This is a genomic window from Rhodococcus sp. KBW08 (assembly GCF_003852455.1).
Classification (GTDB): Bacteria; Actinomycetota; Actinomycetes; order Mycobacteriales; family Mycobacteriaceae; genus Rhodococcus_F; species Rhodococcus_F baikonurensis.
Window position 1 is genome coordinate 96,876 of record NZ_QAJJ01000028.1, and the last position, 16,945, is coordinate 113,820.

Annotated in this window: 15 protein-coding genes; 8 read left to right on the plus strand and 7 right to left on the minus strand. The window is 63.7% G+C overall.

Features of this window, described 5'->3' with window-relative positions:
- Window positions 1-82: 82 nt before the first annotated feature.
- Complete coding sequence (locus tag DBV08_RS29415) at window positions 83-460, minus strand: DUF952 domain-containing protein (RefSeq protein ID WP_124569734.1); 378 nt, start codon at window positions 458-460, stop codon at window positions 83-85.
- 234 nt (window positions 461-694) lie between these two features.
- Here DBV08_RS29415 and DBV08_RS29420 point away from each other — a divergent pair, with 234 nt between their 5' ends.
- Complete coding sequence (locus DBV08_RS29420; protein WP_003942643.1) at window positions 695-886, plus strand: hypothetical protein; 192 nt, start codon at window positions 695-697, stop codon at window positions 884-886.
- A 136-nt stretch (window positions 887-1,022) separates the two neighbouring features.
- Here the strand turns inward: DBV08_RS29420 and DBV08_RS29425 are convergent, their stop codons facing one another.
- The gene (locus DBV08_RS29425) at window positions 1,023-2,801 is read right to left on the minus strand and encodes a DEAD/DEAH box helicase (RefSeq protein ID WP_020907558.1); all 1,779 of its coding nucleotides are present in this window, start codon (window positions 2,799-2,801) and stop codon (window positions 1,023-1,025) included.
- Window positions 2,802-3,057: 256 nt separating this feature from the next.
- Here DBV08_RS29425 and DBV08_RS29430 point away from each other — a divergent pair, with 256 nt between their 5' ends.
- Window positions 3,058-4,305, plus strand: coding sequence for a YihY/virulence factor BrkB family protein (locus tag DBV08_RS29430; protein WP_124569735.1), 1,248 nt, complete (start codon window positions 3,058-3,060; stop codon window positions 4,303-4,305).
- On the opposite strand, the gene DBV08_RS29435 is transcribed toward DBV08_RS29430, so the two are convergent.
- The gene (locus DBV08_RS29435) at window positions 4,278-4,514 is read right to left on the minus strand and encodes a DUF3039 domain-containing protein (RefSeq protein WP_003942602.1); all 237 of its coding nucleotides are present in this window, start codon (window positions 4,512-4,514) and stop codon (window positions 4,278-4,280) included. The genes DBV08_RS29430 and DBV08_RS29435 overlap by 28 nt on opposite strands.
- Window positions 4,515-4,597: 83 nt before the next feature.
- Here DBV08_RS29435 and DBV08_RS29440 point away from each other — a divergent pair, with 83 nt between their 5' ends.
- The 3 genes from DBV08_RS29440 to DBV08_RS29450 all read left to right on the plus strand — a co-directional run bounded on the left by DBV08_RS29440 (window position 4,598) and on the right by DBV08_RS29450 (window position 7,614).
- Window positions 4,598-4,957 (plus strand): DUF3099 domain-containing protein, encoded by a 360-nt coding sequence (locus DBV08_RS29440; RefSeq protein ID WP_003942638.1) that lies wholly within the window; start codon window positions 4,598-4,600, stop codon window positions 4,955-4,957.
- Between the two features lie 26 nt (window positions 4,958-4,983).
- Complete coding sequence (locus tag DBV08_RS29445) at window positions 4,984-6,483, plus strand: methyltransferase (protein WP_095970539.1); 1,500 nt, start codon at window positions 4,984-4,986, stop codon at window positions 6,481-6,483.
- 159 nt (window positions 6,484-6,642) lie between these two features.
- Entirely contained in the window at window positions 6,643-7,614 is a 972-nt protein-coding gene (locus DBV08_RS29450; protein WP_003942639.1) for a sigma-70 family RNA polymerase sigma factor, read from the plus strand.
- Window positions 7,615-7,756: 142 nt separating this feature from the next.
- Here DBV08_RS29450 and DBV08_RS29455 read toward each other — a convergent pair whose 3' ends face one another.
- A complete protein-coding gene (locus DBV08_RS29455) occupies window positions 7,757-10,462 on the minus strand; it encodes a bifunctional GNAT family N-acetyltransferase/acetate--CoA ligase family protein (RefSeq protein WP_124569736.1) in 2,706 nt (901 codons plus the stop codon).
- Window positions 10,455-11,726, minus strand: coding sequence for an acetoin utilization protein AcuC (locus DBV08_RS29460; protein WP_003942159.1), 1,272 nt, complete (start codon window positions 11,724-11,726; stop codon window positions 10,455-10,457). The genes DBV08_RS29455 and DBV08_RS29460 overlap by 8 nt, the downstream gene beginning before the upstream one ends.
- Window positions 11,727-11,902: 176 nt before the next feature.
- Here DBV08_RS29460 and DBV08_RS29465 point away from each other — a divergent pair, with 176 nt between their 5' ends.
- Window positions 11,903-12,589: a metal-dependent transcriptional regulator gene (locus tag DBV08_RS29465; RefSeq protein WP_003942150.1), complete on the plus strand. Its 687-nt coding sequence runs from the start codon at window positions 11,903-11,905 to the stop codon at window positions 12,587-12,589.
- Between the two features lie 11 nt (window positions 12,590-12,600).
- On the plus strand, window positions 12,601-13,590 hold the full coding sequence (gene galE, locus DBV08_RS29470) for a UDP-glucose 4-epimerase GalE (protein ID WP_095970541.1): 990 nt from the start codon (window positions 12,601-12,603) through the stop codon (window positions 13,588-13,590).
- Here the strand turns inward: galE and DBV08_RS29475 are convergent.
- A complete protein-coding gene (locus DBV08_RS29475; RefSeq protein WP_124569737.1) occupies window positions 13,587-14,714 on the minus strand; it encodes a DUF4192 domain-containing protein in 1,128 nt (375 codons plus the stop codon). The genes galE and DBV08_RS29475 overlap by 4 nt on opposite strands.
- A gap of 155 nt (window positions 14,715-14,869) precedes the next feature.
- The gene (locus DBV08_RS29480; protein ID WP_124569738.1) at window positions 14,870-15,625 is read right to left on the minus strand and encodes a sensor domain-containing protein; all 756 of its coding nucleotides are present in this window, start codon (window positions 15,623-15,625) and stop codon (window positions 14,870-14,872) included.
- A gap of 355 nt (window positions 15,626-15,980) precedes the next feature.
- On the opposite strand from DBV08_RS29480, the gene DBV08_RS29485 reads away from it, so the two are divergent.
- On the plus strand, window positions 15,981-16,940 hold the full coding sequence (locus tag DBV08_RS29485) for a proteasome assembly chaperone family protein (RefSeq protein WP_124569739.1): 960 nt from the start codon (window positions 15,981-15,983) through the stop codon (window positions 16,938-16,940).
- The last annotated feature ends 5 nt before the right edge of the window (window positions 16,941-16,945 follow it).

Genomic DNA, 16,945 nt, shown 5'->3' on the forward strand with positions numbered 1-16,945 from the left:
CAACGGTAGCGCCGATCGGCGACCCGCATCGCGTGAGGGCCGTAATCCGCCGAACGCAGTCCACGGCGGGCGAATCGGCGAACTACCGAACCGGCGCGAACACGCCGTTCGCGTCCGGAAGATACTCGACGACAGCGGTGACGGCTGCGGCCGGAATCGGGGCGTACAAATGCGGGAATCGCATCGATTCCGGGTCCGAGGGAACACCTGGTTCGTACTTCACCTCACCGCCGAGCAAGGCCGGATCGATGGCGAGAAGCACGATGTCGTCCCGGCCGGCGAAGATCCGATTCGCCGGGAGATGAACTTGCGCCGGAGTCGACATGTGAACAAAGCCCTCGGCCTCGAATCCGTCGGGGATGCGTTCACCGATCTGTTGTGCCCGCGCCCATTCCTCGCGCGTGCACATGTGGAGCAACTCGACGCTCGCGTCGACAAGTGGTTCGCGTCCCGGGTTCATCAGCCCAGAATATCGGGCTGAGGTCGGCGATCCGAATCAGCTGTCAGCGAACAATCTTCACCGGAGAATGCCTGCCCAGCGCATTTCCAGTGAGACACAACACTAAGAAACGCCTTCGGGAACAACCCGTAAACCCCAAACGTCTGTAAGAGTGGATCTACCGCGCCATTCCGACGCGGCGGACCAGGCCCCAGGCACGCGGCCCGAATGCCGCAAAGCCAGTACGGAGGAGTCATGCCCGGAACACTGACCAGCCCACAGTTGACCGCTGCCGACCGGTGCGACCGGTGCGGTGCCGGAGCACGCGTACGCGCTGTGCTTCCCACCGGCGGCGAGCTTCTCTTCTGTGGACACCACGCAACCGAACACGCGGATCGACTTCGCGAGATGAATGCCGTCGTCTCCGAAAGCGAACCCGCAATCTGACCTGTCAGCCGGGGGTGGCCTCTTCACGAGGCGCGCCATGAACGCCAGAACGGGCGATCACATTCACTGTGATCGCCCGTTCTGCCGTCCAGGGGTCTTCTGTCGTTCGTGGGCCCTGGAGGAGCGTTATCGGCTACTACCAGCTGCGGAGAATCGCGATGCGTTCGGTCAGCTGATCGACAGTCGCGATGGCCGTCGGCGGGCCGCCGCACACTCGGCGCAGTTCCGCGTGAATGATGCCGTGCGGCTTACCGGTGCGGTGAACGTTCATCGCCACCAACCCGTTGAGCTCCTTGCGGAGCGCACCGAGCTGATCTGCCGTGGCCGCTCGATCGGATACCACTGCCGCCGTCGGTTGCGGGGCGGCAGCCTTGGCAGAGTTGGCCTCGACCTGCGTCTGCTGACGTTGACGCAGCAACGCCCGCATCTGATCGGCGTCGAGTAGGCCGGGGAGTCCGAGGTAGTCTGCTTCCTCGTCACTTCCGGCGAATGTCGCGGTACCGAAGGACGATCCGTCGTAGATCACCTGGTCGAGTTCGGCGTCGGCGCCCAGGGATGTGAACGCCTTCTCCTCCTCGCCCAGCTCGTCCTTCTGCTTGTTCGCATCGGCGAGCAGGTCGTCTTCGAGGCCGTCCTTCTCACGATGCGGCTTCCCGAGTACGTGGTCACGCTGGGCCTCGAGCTGCGCGGCAAGGTCGAGAAGCACCGGCACCGACGGCAGGAAGACGCTGGCGGTTTCGCCCTTACGCCGTGAACGCACGAAGCGCCCGATCGCCTGAGCAAAGTACAGCGGGGTGGACGCGCTGGTTGCATACACACCGACCGCCAGGCGAGGAACGTCGACGCCCTCGGACACCATGCGGACCGCGACCATCCATTTCTGGTCGCTCGCACCGAATTCGGCGATTCGCTTGGACGCGGTGGGGTCGTCGGACAGCACGACGGCCGGTTGTTCGCCGGTGATCGCGGTGAGCGCCTTCGCATACTCACGGGCGACAGTCTGGTCGGTTGCGATGACAAGTCCGCCGGCATCGGGCATACCGGTACTGCGCAGCTGCGCCAAACGGGTGTCTGCTGCTTGCAGCACGGCAGGAATCCAGTCCCCGGCAGGGTCCAAGGCCGTACGCCAGGCGCGAGTCGTCTGCTCGGCGCTCAGCGGCTCGCCGAGGCGAGCCGTGAATTCCTCGCCCGCGTTGTTTCGCCACCGCGCTTCGCCCGAATAGGCGAGAAACACGACGGGTCGAACCACGCCGTCCTTGAGTGCATCCGAATATCCGTAGGAGTGATCGGCTTTCGAGCGGAGCAGGCCTTCCTTGTCGGGCTCGTACTCGACGAAAGGAATAGCGCTGTCGTCACTGCGGAACGGGGTTCCGGTCAGTGCGAGACGCCTGGTCGCGTCGCCGAACGCCTCACGAATGGCGTCGCCCCAACTCTTGGCGTCGCCGCCGTGATGGATCTCGTCGAGGATGACCAGCGTCTTGCGGCCCTCGGTGCGCACGCGATGCTTCGACGGGTGCGAGGCAACCTGAGCGTAGGTCAGCACTACGCCGTGATAGTCACTCGAGGTCTGGCCGGTCGAGTTGGAGAACCGCGAGTCCAATGCCAGTCCGGAGCGCTGAGCGGACTCCGCCCACTGATGCTTGAGGTGCTCGGTCGGCGCCACGACGGTTATCTGGTCGACCGTCCGGTCGCGGAGCAATTCCGAAGCTACCCGCAGAGCGAAGGTGGTCTTACCTGCTCCCGGAGTTGCGACTGCCAGAAAGTCACGGGGACTGCTGGAAAGGTATTTGGTCAGTGCACGGCGCTGCCATGCACGAAGGGAACCGGTAGGGGCGCCAGGTTGGGTTCCCGCGGATTGAGCTCCGGCGGGTTCGGGCGAATTGCCGAACTCGGCTGCCACGGTCTCAGACGTCATAGGCCGCGCCTCCACTGAAATCGCACTGTTGTCTCGCGCTCCTCGAATTTTCATCAATGTCCGGCGACGAGCCTAGCCGTCGCCACCGACGAAAGCCGCACTCGAAGCGCGTACTCATGGCCGTTCTCACTCCGGCCGGCGAGGTTTCGCTGCTCTCGCATCCTGCCGACCTGCACGCGAATTGTCTCAGAAATGTGCGACACGTCGGCACCATGGTTGGGCAACCGGGTGTGTCGTCAGGGATGCTGGAGACATCATGAGTGAAGCGCGAGGCGAGAAGTCGAGCGGAAGTGATCTGCACCACCGCAGATGGCATCCGCTACGCCGCACCGGGCAGTTGATCGGTCGCACCCTGAGCAAGGCCTGGGACGATTCCATCTTCGGAAAGGCGGCTACGGCCGCGTTCTGGCAAACGCTGTCACTGGCTCCTCTGCTGCTCGGTCTTCTCGGAATGATCGGCTATATCGGTGGGTGGTTCGGACCCAACACCGTCGAGATCATCGAATCCAAGATCGTCACGTTCAGCGGGACGATCTTCAGCGAAAGCGTCGTCGACCAGATCATCCGTCCGACAGTGACGGACGTGCTCCAGCGCGGACGACCGGAGATCATCTCGGTCGGCTTCCTGCTCTCACTGTGGGCGGGGTCGTCGGCGATCAGTACGTTCGTCGACTCGATCGTGGAGGCACACGGTCAGCAGGATGCCCGCAATCCCATCTGGCAGCGCATCTTCGCCCTGCTGCTCTACGTGATGTTCCTGGTGATGGCGGTGTTCATCCTCCCGCTGGTAGCTCTCGGCCCGACGCTCGTCGGGCGCGCACTACCCGCATCCTGGTATGTGGTCGGATCGAATCTGGTCGACACGTTCTACTACCCCGCAGTCGGCCTGCTGGTGATCATCGGCCTCACGACGCTCTACAAGGTCGCTCTGCCGAAGTCGCTGCCGTGGCATCGGCTCCTCGCCGGCGCTTTGGTCGCCGGTGTGTTCTTCATGGCTGCGAGCACCGGATTGCGCTGGTACCTGGGATTCGTCACCAGCACCGGCTACACGTACGGAGCGTTGGCAACGCCGATCGCCTTTCTGCTCTTCACGTTCTTCCTCGGTTTCGCCGTCGTGCTCGGCGCCGAGTTCAACGCGACCGTGCAGGAGTTCTGGCCGGCTCGAGCCACCCGGATGGAGCAGATGCGAGAGTGGCTCGCGGCTCAGAAGACCGATGACGAATCCGGCCCGGTCACCAACCTGACCTGGCACCTGGCCACCAGCCCGATCCGCATCTCGGGCGACAAAGCGGATCCGGCCACTGTCCCCTCGTACGGGCGGCCGCGCAGCAGACAAACGGAGTCGCGACAGAACTCCTGCGTCGACCAGGATCACTGCGACAACCCGCAGGCAGACGCGAAAAGCCCGGCGGCCGACTGCGTCGAGGCTGTCGATCCGCCGAGCTCTGGAAGTACTGCCGCTCGCGTGACCCGAGGTCAGTCGCCCTTACGGAGTCCTTCGTAAATCTTCTTGCAGTCCGGGCACACCGGTGATCCCGGCTTGGCGGACTTCGTCACGGGAAACACCTCACCGCACAGCGCGACGACATGGGTTCCCATGACGGCGCTCTCGGCGATCTTGTTCTTCTTCACGTAGTGGAAGAACTTCGGGGTGTCGTCGTCGGTCGTTTCGTCGGTGGAGACGTCGGGACGTTCCTTGGTTTGAGTGCTCACCCCTCCAATAATGCCGTCTCCGTCACAGCGGTGCGACCCACGGGTCGTGTGCAATTGTCGGCCGAGAGTGGAACAGTGGAGTCATGGCACGAAATGGCGCGTTCGGCAGGTCCGACGAGGCCGGGACTCCCGACAATCCCGTACTGATCACCGAAGCGCAGCAGTCCGTCGAAGAACAGCACAAAGCCCGAGTGCGCAAGTACATGATCATCATGTCCTTCCGGTTCCCGGCGTTGATCCTCGCGGCGATCGCGTACGGCATCTGGGCCAACGCCTGGATCTCGATGCTCATCATCGGTGCATCCATTCCGCTTCCCTGGATCGCCGTCCTGATCGCCAACGACCGACCACCGCGCACCAAGGACGAACCGAGTCGATACGACGGGCGAAAGAAGACCGCAGGCGAGATCGAATCCGCGACGCACCACACCATCGAAGGCTGACAAGTTCCGCCTGCGAGAATGACGGGGTGAGAAGCGAAACGCTCCTGTCCATCACCCCTGCGCTGCGTGAGGCTCTGCTTCGCAATCGATTCGACACGGGAACCATGCTCGAGGCATTGGGTCCCGAAGTTCACGCCGCTCTCGGCCGAAGTGAGCCGGTACCCGTGCGCCGCGCCACCCGGGAACTCGGGGATCTGGGCGTTCTCGTCAGACTGTTCCTTCTCGCCGATGACTGCCCCGCGGGCGACGTCGCCGCGGCGCTGGCTCCACTGACGATTGCGCAGTGTGTCGACGCCGGTCTGCTCGAAGGTGAGAACTTCGACAGTGAGAATCCGCTCGTGCGGGCCGCGGTCGATCTTCGTCCCATCGATGTCGGCGACGGCGATCGTTGGGTGATCTCGGATCTCGACGGCGGAATCCGTCCCAAGAAGGCCACGGCCGATCACGTGCTGGGAGTCGGGCACGCGTCACTGTCCTTGCTACAGGCCACGCCCACCGCGAAGGTCGGCAGCGTGCTCGACCTCGGTACCGGATGCGGCATCCAAGCCCTGCACGCGAACACGTACGCCGATTCGGTCACCGCAACCGACATCAATCAACGCGCCGTCGACCTCACGGCAGCAACCATGGCCCTCAACGGACTGGACGTCGAACTGCTTCAAGGGTCCTGGTTCGAACCTGTCGAGGGTCGAACTTTCGACCAGGTGGTCGCCAATCCCCCGTTTGTCGTCGGCGAGGCACGCGTGCATCACACGTACCGCGATTCCGGCCTCGATCTCGACGGTGCGAGCGAATTGATGGTCTCGCGCTCGATCGACTACCTGAACCCCGGCGGCACGGCAGCACTGTTGGCATCGTGGGTGCACATCGAAGGACAGGACTGGCGTTCGCGGATCGCGTCGTGGCTGCCGTCGCACGGCGTCGACGCCTGGGTGGTGCAGCGCGACGTGGCGGATCCAGCTCTGTACGTCGGTACGTGGCTCAAGGACGGCGGGCAGGATCCGCGAGATCCGGAAACGGCATCGAGAGCAAACGCCTGGCTGGATCACCTCGAAGAAGCCGATGTGGAGGGCGTCGGCTTCGGTTTCGTGTTCCTTCGCCGCACCGACTCCCCCACCGACCTGATGGCCGAGGACCTCATGCACGGCTTCTCGGACCCGCTCGGGGCCGAGGCGCTCGCATACTTCGACCGTCTTGCCTGGTTGCGTGAACACGACGTCCTCGAGGAACGATTCGTTCTCGATTCGGACACCGCGCTCGAACGCGTCTATCTCCCCGGCGACGAGGGATGGCGGCCGGTCGTCACCCGCGTGCACCGCGGAAACGGACCGCATTGGCAACACGAGATCGACGAACTGGGCGCTGCGCTGCTGGCCGGCCTTCGAGCGGATGGACTGGTGGTCGACGAGCTGGTCGAACTTCTCGCCGCGGCGAACGACGAAGACCCAGACCAACTACGTGAGGCCGTCGTCACATTGCTGGTCTCGCTCGTCCGGCACGGGTTGGTGCTTCCCGTCACGAACTGAGTTCCCGTTGAGTTGCAGATTTTTGTGTTCTCAGCAACTTCTCAGGACGACTGGGAAATAACTGCAGGTCACGGCGATTTAGCGGAAATCGGCACGGGAACTTTCCCGGAACTCTCACACGTTGAACTGTGTGAGAGACCGCCGATAGGGAGGCAAGTCATGACAAGCCCCAGCACCACTACTCGCATTCGTCCGAGCGCCGCAGATCTGGACGCCCAGAGCCCGGCCGCAGACCTGGTCCGCGTCTACCTGAACGGGATCGGTCGTACTGCACTGCTGACAGCAGCAGACGAGGTCGAACTGGCGAAGCGAATCGAAGCGGGGCTGTACGCCAGCCACGTTCTTGCCACGGGAAAGCGCCTGACAGTCGCCAAGAAGAGGGATCTCGCAACAATCGTTCGCGAGGGACAGTCGGCGCGTAGCCACCTCCTGGAAGCGAACCTGCGACTCGTCGTGTCGCTGGCCAAGCGCTACACCGGCCGCGGCATGCCGCTCCTCGATCTCATTCAAGAAGGCAACCTCGGACTCATCCGTGCCATGGAGAAGTTCGACTACGCCAAGGGCTTCAAGTTCTCGACGTACGCCACCTGGTGGATCCGTCAGGCGATCACCCGCGGAATGGCTGATCAGAGCCGCACCATCCGGCTCCCAGTCCACCTCGTGGAGCAGGTGAACAAGCTCGCACGCATCAAGCGCGAACTGCACCAGCAGCTCGGACGCGAAGCGACCGACGACGAGTTGGCCGAAGAGTCGGGCATCCCGGCCCACAAGATCGCGGACCTGCTCGATCACAGCCGTGACCCGGTAAGCCTCGACATGCCGGTCGGTAACGACGAAGAAGCGCCGTTGGGCGACTTCATCGAAGATTCCGAGGCGACTTCGGCGGAGAACGCCGTCATCGCCGGTCTGCTGCACAGCGATGTGCGCAGCGTGCTCGGGACGCTCGACGAGCGAGAGCAGCAGGTCATCCGACTTCGCTACGGTCTCGACGACGGCCAGCCTCGCACCCTCGATCAGATCGGCAAGCTCTTCGGCCTCTCCCGTGAGCGGGTTCGTCAGATCGAGCGCGAGGTCATGGGCAAGCTCCGCGTCGGTGACCGCGCCGAGAAACTGCGGTCCTACGCAAGCTGATCAAACAACACAGCACGTGCGTCAGCGCGCCACACCACTCGCGCTGACGCACCGCACAAAGCACCGGCCACCGCTACTTCCCTCCCCCTCGGGAATGTGCGGTGGCCGGTGTTGTTCGCTGTGTCCATCTCGAACGCTGTGACTACCGCAACCGTCTGGGCCCCAGGTCGATTGCGCTCGGCTCGGGCCCTATGCGTACTCGCGAATCGGTGATCTCCGCGCCGGTAGCCGAAGCGAGTACCGGCTCACAGGCCAGTTCGCGGACTTCCGGAATGTCGTCGGCCAGCGCCGAGATGCGCTGGACCAGATCAACCAAGGCACCCTTGTTGACCGGAACGGCGTTTCGATATCCGGAGAGCAGCGGCGCAGCCTTGGGTGCGTCGATCAACTCCGTAGCAGCGTCTTCGGTGAGTGGCAGTACGCGATAGGCACGGTCCCCGAGGAGGTCGGAGATCACACCGGCGAGGCCGAACGAGATCAGCGAACCGAACGACGGGTCGTCTTGGACACCGACCACACACCCGATGCCCTTGGTTGCCATTTTCTGCACGTGCAGCAGCGGTTCACCCGACGCGGCCGCAAGATCTCGGTAAGCGAGGCGTACCGATTCCGGTCCACTCAGATCCAGCCTGACGCCGCCCAGATCCGGTCGGTGGCGCCACATTTCGCCGGTTGCCTTGACCGCGACCGGATAGCCGACAGCATTCGCTGCCTCGACAGCTTCGTCTTCGCTCAGGACCGAACGGAATTCGACGACCGCGACCCCGTAGCACTCGAGAAGAGCGGCTGCTTCCACGTCCGACAGCCAACGGCCAGAAGAGTTCTCGAGCCAGTCGGCCACCATCTTCTGGGCTCGCTCGGAGTCGATCCCTGCCGGGCGAACAACCTTCGACGCCGGCTTGCTGCGCCACTCCGCGTAACGCCAAGCCCTCGCCAACGCCAGTGCGGCGCGCTCCGGCCCCGGGTAGGACGGCACCGAACCGCGGGTCGGGTTACCGACTTCGTCGCGGACCGCAAGGACGTCCGGCACACCCTCGGCTGCGAGGAAGGTCGTGAGAATCGGCTTGTCCGAGCCCGCGACGGCGTCTTTGAGTGCTTTCGCGAACGGCTCGACCGGAATGGCAACCGGAGGAACGAAGACGGCGATGACGGCGTCGACGTCGAACGACGCCAACGCGTCACGCACGGCGGTAGCGAACAGCTCCGGACTGGCCTGTGCGCCAAGGTCGACCGGGTCGCTGACCTGCAATCCTTCACTGCGGGCAGCGTCCGCGGCAAGGACACCGAGCGCGGTGGAGTTGCCGATGACTGCAAGCCGTGGACCGGCCGGCAACGGCTGGTAGCCGAAGAGCAGTGCGCAGTCGAACAACTGAGAGATGGATCCGACTTGGATGACGCCGGCCTGTTCGAAGAGGGCCCGGACGATGGAATCGTCGATCTCGACTCCCGTGGCGGCGAGCACCGGCGGAACCGCGTGCCGACCGCTCTTGACCGCGACGATCGGCTTCTTGCGCGCAACTCGACGCGCGATGCGGGAGAACTTTCGTGGGTTGCCGAAGCTCTCCAGATAGAGAAGAACCACTTCGGTGGACTGGTCGGAATCCCAGTACTGCAGAAGGTCGTTGCCCGAGACGTCCGCACGGTTACCCGCAGAAACGAAGGCGGACAACCCGATTCGACTACGCGCGGCCTCGTCGAGAATGGCGATACCGAGTGCGCCGGACTGACAGAAGAAGCCGACGTTGCCTGCCACCGGCAAAACCGGCGCCAACGTCGCATTCAACGAAATCGCCGGGTCGTTGTTCGCGACACCCAGCGCGTTCGGACCGATGAGGCGCATTCCGTGAGCGCGGGCCGCGTGGACCAGTTTGCGTTCGGACGACCGTCCGTCCGGACCACTCTCACTGAAGCCTGACGAGACCACCACCAGCGCTTTGACGCCCTTGTCGAGGCAGTCGTCGAGAACCGAATTGATCGATTCCGCAGGTACAGCCACGACGGCCAGATCGACGTCGTCGGGGATGTCACGAACCGTCGGATATGCCCGAACACCGTGCACAGAACGATGCTCCGCGTTGACGGGATAGACCGGGCCGGTGAATCCGCCGCGCAGCAGGTTGGTCAACACCGCGTTACCCACCTTGGCCGGGTCCGCCGATGCGCCGATCACTGCCACCGATCGTGGACTCAGCACGTTTCCCATGCTGCGGGCCTCAGCTGCCCGCTCCCGCGAATTACGTACCGAAACAAGCGCTTCCGTCGGGTCGATCGCGAATTCGAGTCGCAGCACGCCACCGTCGAACGAGCGGCTCACCTGATAACCCGCCTCACGGAACACCGTCACCATGTTGCGGTTCTCGGAGAGGACCTCGGCGACGAACATCGTCAGACCGTTCTCGGCCGCTGCTGCTGCCAGGTATTCGAGCAGGATCGGGCCGAGGCCGCGCCCCTGGTGTGCGTCGGCGACGACGAAGGCGACCTCGGCAGACTTCCCGTCACCGACGTCGAGGAGGCGCTCGTATCGACCCACCGCGATGATCTCGTCGCCGAGCATCATCACGAACGCGACGCGGTTGTGGTGGTCGACCGTCGTGAAGTTCTTGACGTCGCGCGCCGACATCGTGGGGTACGGGCCGAAGTAGCGCAGGTAACGGGTGCGCTCGGAGAGCTTGCCGTGGAATTCGACGAGTTTGTCCGCGTCCTCGGGAACGATGGGTCGCAGCGCCACCGCGCCGCCGTCGGAGGCGAGAACATCGACTACCCACGAATGGGGATAGGTGTGAGCGGGGTCGGTCTTCGGCGCCTGCTCGCTCGCGCCGCCGGCATCGGTATCGGACTGTTCAGTCACGGGGATCCTCCGGGTCGAGTCCGAGTAGCGGGAACGAAGCGCGGCGTGTGGCGATGATCGCCGAGTCGATTCGGGTGAGTGCACGGTCCACCGACGCGACGCCTGTCTCCGGTGTACCACCCGGGCCGTCCCACGGTGTGTAGGCGACATCGCCGCCGTCACCCATGGTCGGCGGGAGGTCGACGCTCGGTGCCCGCAGTTTCGTCGATTCCTTCCAGTCCTCGGGGACAGCGGTGTCGACGTCGATCTCACGATCGAGTGCGGCCGCGATCAGGTGAGTCCATGCCCTGGGCACGACGCGAACCAGTCCGTATCCCCCACCGCCGACCGCCAGCCACCGTCCTTCGGAGTAGCGGTCGGCGAGATCGCGCATTGCCAGGAACGCCGCACGCTGACCGTCGACGGTGAGGGCGAGGTCCGCGAGCGGGTCCTCGCGGTGCGAGTCCACACCGCACTGACTGATGATGATCTGCGGGCGGAAGGCTGCAATGGCTCCCGGAACGACGGCGTGAAAAGCACGCAGCCACAACGCGTCGACGGTTCCGGGAAGCACCGGGATGTTCACCGCTGTACCTTCGGCCGCGCCGTCACCGACCTCGCTCGACCATCCGGTGTTGGGCCACAACGTCGCCGGATGCTGATGCAGCGAGACGGTGAGCACTCGAGGGTCCCCGAGGAACGCATGTTGCACACCGTCGCCGTGGTGAGCGTCGACGTCGATGTAGGCGATGCGGTCGTAGCCGTTGTCGAGCAGCCACGAAATCGCAACAGCCGCATCGTTGTAGACGCAGAATCCCGAAGCCCAATCCGCCATCGCATGGTGCATGCCACCGCCGATGCTGACCGCACGCCTGGTACGCCCCGAAGCGATTTCCTGCGCTGCCGCCAGCGAGCCGCCGGCGAGGATGGCACTTGCCTCGTGCATGTGCGGGAAGACCGGGTTGTCCTCGGTACCGAGCCCGTGGGGAACATCCTGGCCGCTCACACCGTTGTTCGCAGAGTTACCCGCGTCTTTGACCGCTGCAAGATATGCCGGTGTGTGGATTCTGAGGAGGTCGGCATCGGACGCGGCACTCGGTTCGAGAAACTCGATTCCCTCGAGAAGTCCGAGGCTTCGCGAGAGTGCCATCGTGAGATCGAGGCGAGTGGGATTCATCGGGTGATCGGCGCTCCACCGATAGCTCAGGTACTCCGGACTCCACACCACGACTCGATTCGCTCGAGACGCCGCGGGGTCCCCGTCAGATCTGATCGACGCGGTCATGGGATCACGCTACTTCCTTCTCGTTTCGTGCTGCACACCACACTCGTGGCCCGCTACGGAGACCGAGATCGAGTGACACGAATCCAATTCGGACACGCGCTGGACTCGCCGCAGTGGAGGCGGCACCGGAACCACGAACTGAACGGTAGAATGATCAACTGACGAAGGGGTTGAGTGTGAAGGATCTAGTCGACACCACGGAGATGTATCTCCGGACGATCTACGACTTGGAAGAAGAGGGCGTAGTCCCACTCCGGGCGCGGATCGCCGAACGGCTCGAACAGAGCGGACCCACCGTCAGCCAGACAGTTGCGCGTATGGAGCGCGACGGCTTGCTGATGGTCGCCGGCGATCGACATCTGGAACTCACCGACAAGGGTCGCGATCTCGCGATCTCTGTCATGCGTAAGCACCGGCTGGCAGAGCGCCTGCTGGTGGACGTCATCGGTCTCAAATGGGAAGACGTACATGCCGAGGCATGCCGTTGGGAGCACGTGATGAGCGAGGAGGTCGAGCGTCGGCTCGTCGTCGTTCTGAACAACCCCACGACGTCGCCCTACGGCAACCCGATTCCGGGCTTGGACCAGTTGGGACTCGACGGCCCGGTTGCCACCACCGAAACGTTGGTGCGTCTGACCGATATTCCGCACGGCGCACAGACTGCGGTGGTCGTTCGGCGACTGGCCGAGCACGTGCAGTCCGATCCCGAGGTGATCGCGCAGCTGCGTGACGCCGGCGTCGTTCCCGACGCCAGGGTGACGGTCGAAACCCGTCCGGGCTCGGTGACCATCATCGTGCCGGGTCACAGCGGGTTCGACCTGTCCGAGGAAATGGCTCACGCCGTTCAGGTCAAGCAGGTCTGAGGAAGTAGTAGATGAAACTCCTGGTCACCGGCGGCGCCGGTTACGTCGGCAGTGTGTGCAGCACTGTGTTGCTCGAGCGTGGACACGAGGTTGTCGTCATCGACGACCTCTCCACGGGAAATGCCGACGCGGTGCCCGCCGGTGCCGAGTTCATCGAAGGGGACGTCGGGGCGCTGGCCGCCGAGGTCCTCGGTAGTGCGGGTTCACCCGTTTTCGACGGCGTACTGCATTTCGCAGCGCAGTCGTTGGTCGGCGAATCGGTGCTGCACCCCGAAAAGTACTGGCGCGGAAACGTCGTCACGACCATCGAGTTGCTCGAGGCGATCCGCCTCTCCGGCACTCCCCGGCTCGTGTTCTCTTCCACCGCCGCAACGTACGGCGAGCCGGAGCAGTCCCCCATCGTGGAAACGGCTCCGACCCGCCCTACCAATCCCTACGGCGCGACCAAGCTCGCGATCGATCATGCGATCACCTCGTACTCGATCGCCCACGGCCTGGGCGCGACCAGCTTGCGCTACTTCAACGTCGCGGGTGCGTACAAGTCCGCCGGCGAGAACCGGGTGATCGAAACCCACCTGATTCCACTCGTGCTGCAGGTCGCACTCGAGCAGCGAGACAAGATCTCGGTTTTCGGAACCGACTGGCCCACGCCGGACGGCACCGCAGTACGCGACTACATCCACGTGCTCGACCTCGCCGAAGCGCATCTACTGGCGCTCGAATCCTCGGTTCCCGGCGAGCACCGCATCTACAACCTGGGAAGTGGTGCCGGCTTCAGCGTGCGTGAGGTGATCGCTGCCTGTGCACGGGTCACCGGCCTGCCGATCAACGTCGAAGACGCGTCGCGACGCCTGGGCGATCCCGCGGTCCTCATCGCATCGAGCGACAAGGCGATTGCCGAGTTGGGTTGGACGCCCACGCGTACCGATCTCGACGTCATCGTCGCCGATGCGTGGCAGTTCCTCCAGGATCTGGGCGATCGCTCACACGCTGCTCGCTAGCTTCCGCTCGGCAGTGCCGGCGGCAAGCCGGCGATTCCGAGTGATTCCCCGATGGACAATCCGACGGCCGCAAGGTCACGGATCCCGTCGGGGTGCACGCCGGATTGAAGGGACAAGTCCAGCAATCCGGCCAAGGTGTGTTCCGAATCGGCCGACAGTGCGACCGACAGCGCCACACCGGCCAGAGGGCCGTCACCGCGAACGTATGCAAAGAAACCGAGAAGTGTTGCCGGCCAAGCGCGTTCGGGACAAGGCACTTCATGGGTGAGCGCAAGCCACAATTGCTCGGCGGCCGCCGCAACTGACGTGATCGCCAGACCCAGCACCACGTCGCGCACGTGAACGTCCATCAACGCGACCACAAGATCGGCGCATTCCTGCGGGTCAGGGTGATCTCCTCCCTCCACACGACGAATATGTTTCAGCACCAGATCGACCCGGTCCTGGACCGGGTCATCGCCGTCGACTCCCCCTCCGTACGCACCCGATTCCCTTCCGCTCGCGATCAGTTCCGCAATCACCTCGTGATTGCGAGCGGCACCGTGCACCCACCGGACCAGTTCCTCACGCGAACGGCGAATGACCCTCCCGCCCAACACCTGTGCCGCCGCAACCGACGAAGATGCCGGGTCGGGCAGAGTACCCCGGTGAATCGAACGCGTGACGCTCGTCCACGGCTGGCCAGATTCTATTGCGGCCGTGCACAATACGTCAGCCAGCTCGACGCAGGTTCCGCCGAGCATGTCTTCGAATACCTCGGCCAGCTCGATGGTTTCATCGATCAGAGTTTCAGCTGCCGAGTAATCGGTGATCACCACGAGAACGACCGCACGCGCTCCTTCCCTGTCACACACTGAGGCGAACTGGCGCAGCGCTGCACTCATCTGCCTCGCGGGCTTTCCCCTGACACTGGGAAAGTAGTCGTGTCGCATCACCGGGCCGAGTGTCGAGGCGGAGATCCCCATCAGAGACAGCGCAACGACGGAGTTGGACGGATGAAATCCCAGGAGGGCGGGTATTGCCGTAATCAATTCGCCTGGATCGGAAACACGTTCGACGCATCCGAAAAGGGTGAGGTCGTCGTCGGAGAATTCGAATTCTCCCGGAAGAGGTGATGTGGTCATGCACAGACCCTGGCTGATCACCCCGACGCCGCCATCCACTCGACCAGGGGAAACACCCACGTCGAAGTCGTCTGTGGATTACCGCGATTGTTGTGGACGAAGCGCCCCGACACAACGGGGCGATCCGATCCTTGTCGGACCCGTATGCTGCGGAATCACTTACCCGCTTTGACCTTCTGGACAGCGGCGGTGAATGCCTGATCCAGAGGTGCTGTCGACGGCGTCGCCGAACCGAACGTCATCAGTGTCGTCGCTACCCGCACGTCGCCCACCTGTGCGATCAACGTCAGCATCGTCTGATCGCCGGCTGCAGCTTTGGGGGAAACGACAGTGCGGCGCAGCGACATCGTCTTGTCGGCATCGATCGGCGAGGGCGGAAGAATTTCCGTCGTCACTGTTGTCGTGACGCCGTTCGCAGTGACGGTCATGGACGGGCACTGCCGAGTTTGCGCTTCCAACTCGTCCAGGGGTGCGTCGACCTTCGTGAGTTCGACCGAAATCGTTGCCCTCGTCGCATTGTCGGTCCCGACCGCCATCACGGTCCCGTTCGGACCGTAATCCTGTTCCGGTGGCTCACATTCGGATGGATCGACGGTGGCACCGCGTGGGACGCCGACCAGATCCGGCGCCGCCATCGGAACAGCCTGCGGGGGCAGGACAACAGCGCCGAAGGGCTCGGGAAATTCCTCGGGAGTCAGCAGAAGTTCGGACAACGGTGCCGCCGATTTCGGAGAGGTAGATTTCGGCGACGAGGATTTGGGGGCAGCCGTCGTACTCGGCGCCGCTGAGCCGCTGTCGGTCACACCGGCAGTCGCCGGCGCGGAGTCCGGAACGGGTGCTCCTTGGACCGACCCGGAGCAGCCCGCGAGTAGTGCAACGGCGGCCACTGCTGCAAGGGAGCTTGCGGCCACTCGCCTGGACGATCGTGGACACACCCGCATGTAAGCCTCCGCACTCGACCGATCCCGACAATCGACCAATCCATTTCGGACAAATTAGTCGTGCCGACCTTGTGTTCCACTCTGCCATGTCCGAAGCCGCGCACCCGACATCTACCGAACGCCCAGGACAAGTGTCGAAAGATACCGCTCGGCTTCGCTCTCGGCGAACGCCCGTCTCGTCGGATCGGGAATGATCGGTCACCGACTCGGTGTTCTTACCGATGAACGTCTGATCCAGTGCTGTCGGGCACCCGACTCCGATGCTGTCGAGCGTGCGCCGATAGTGGACACTTGAGATCAAGACCGAAGAGCGAAGGGGACTGCGATGGACGAACAGTCGAGGATGTACGAGCTGGAATTTCCGGCGCCCCAATTGGCGGCTGCCGACGGCCAGGGACCGATCCTGATTCACGGACTCGAGGGTTACTCCGACGCCGGTCACGCCGTGAAATTGGCGACGACGCATCTGCGGGAAAGCCTGGAAACCGAGCTTGTCGCCTCGTTTGCTGTCGACGAGCTGATCGACTACCGCTCGCGCCGACCGACGATGACGTTCAAGGCCGATCATTTTTCCGACTACGACGCTCCGGCACTCAATCTGTACGCGCTGCGCGATACGGCCGGCACGCCCTTCCTGCTGCTTGCCGGGATGGAACCCGACCTCAAGTGGGAGCGGTTCACCACAGCCGTTCGTCTGTTGTCCGAACAGCTCGGTGTGCGTCGAACCATCGGGCTCAACGCCATTCCGATGGCAATCCCGCACACCCGACCGCTGGGCGTGACAGCACATTCGACCAACAAGGACCTGATCCAGGACCATCAGCGCTGGTCAGGTGAACTGCAGGTTCCGGGCAGCGCATCGTCATTGCTCGAGCTTCGTATGTCTCAGCACGGGCACGAGGCGATGGGCTTCTCGGTTCACGTTCCCCACTACCTCGCGCAAACCGATTACCCCGGCGCCGCCGAGACTTTGCTCGAAAACGTGTCCGAGGTTTCGGATCTGGAACTTCCGCTGGCGGCACTGGGTGAGGCCGCGGCACGCGTTCGAGAACAGGTTAACGAGCACATAGCCGGAAACGAAGAAGTTCAGACTGTAGTCCACGCTTTGGAGCGGCAATACGACACTTTCGTGGCCGCCCAGGAACAGCAGTCGTCACTTCTAGCTGGAGAAGCCGACCTCCCCAGCGGCGACGAGATCGGCGCGGAGTTCGAAAAATTCCTGGCCGAACAGGCTGGGAACGACGACTTCGGCTCAGCTGGAGACGCCGGTCGAGGCGACATCTGACCAAA

Bases quoted from the DNA above. Each gene is read 5' to 3' on its own strand.
- DBV08_RS29415 (WP_124569734.1), bottom strand. From the start codon at position 460: ATGAACCCGGGACGCGAACCACTTGTCGACGCGAGCGTCGAGTTGCTC.
- DBV08_RS29420 (WP_003942643.1), top strand. From the start codon at position 695: ATGCCCGGAACACTGACCAGCCCACAGTTGACCGCTGCCGACCGGTGC.
- DBV08_RS29425 (WP_020907558.1), bottom strand. From the start codon at position 2,801: ATGACGTCTGAGACCGTGGCAGCCGAGTTCGGCAATTCGCCCGAACCC.
- DBV08_RS29430 (WP_124569735.1), top strand. From the start codon at position 3,058: ATGAGTGAAGCGCGAGGCGAGAAGTCGAGCGGAAGTGATCTGCACCAC.
- DBV08_RS29440 (WP_003942638.1), top strand. From the start codon at position 4,598: ATGGCACGAAATGGCGCGTTCGGCAGGTCCGACGAGGCCGGGACTCCC.
- DBV08_RS29450 (WP_003942639.1), top strand. From the start codon at position 6,643: ATGACAAGCCCCAGCACCACTACTCGCATTCGTCCGAGCGCCGCAGAT.
- DBV08_RS29460 (WP_003942159.1), bottom strand. From the start codon at position 11,726: ATGACCGCGTCGATCAGATCTGACGGGGACCCCGCGGCGTCTCGAGCG.
- galE (WP_095970541.1), top strand. From the start codon at position 12,601: ATGAAACTCCTGGTCACCGGCGGCGCCGGTTACGTCGGCAGTGTGTGC.
- DBV08_RS29475 (WP_124569737.1), bottom strand. From the start codon at position 14,714: ATGACCACATCACCTCTTCCGGGAGAATTCGAATTCTCCGACGACGAC.
- DBV08_RS29485 (WP_124569739.1), top strand. From the start codon at position 15,981: ATGGACGAACAGTCGAGGATGTACGAGCTGGAATTTCCGGCGCCCCAA.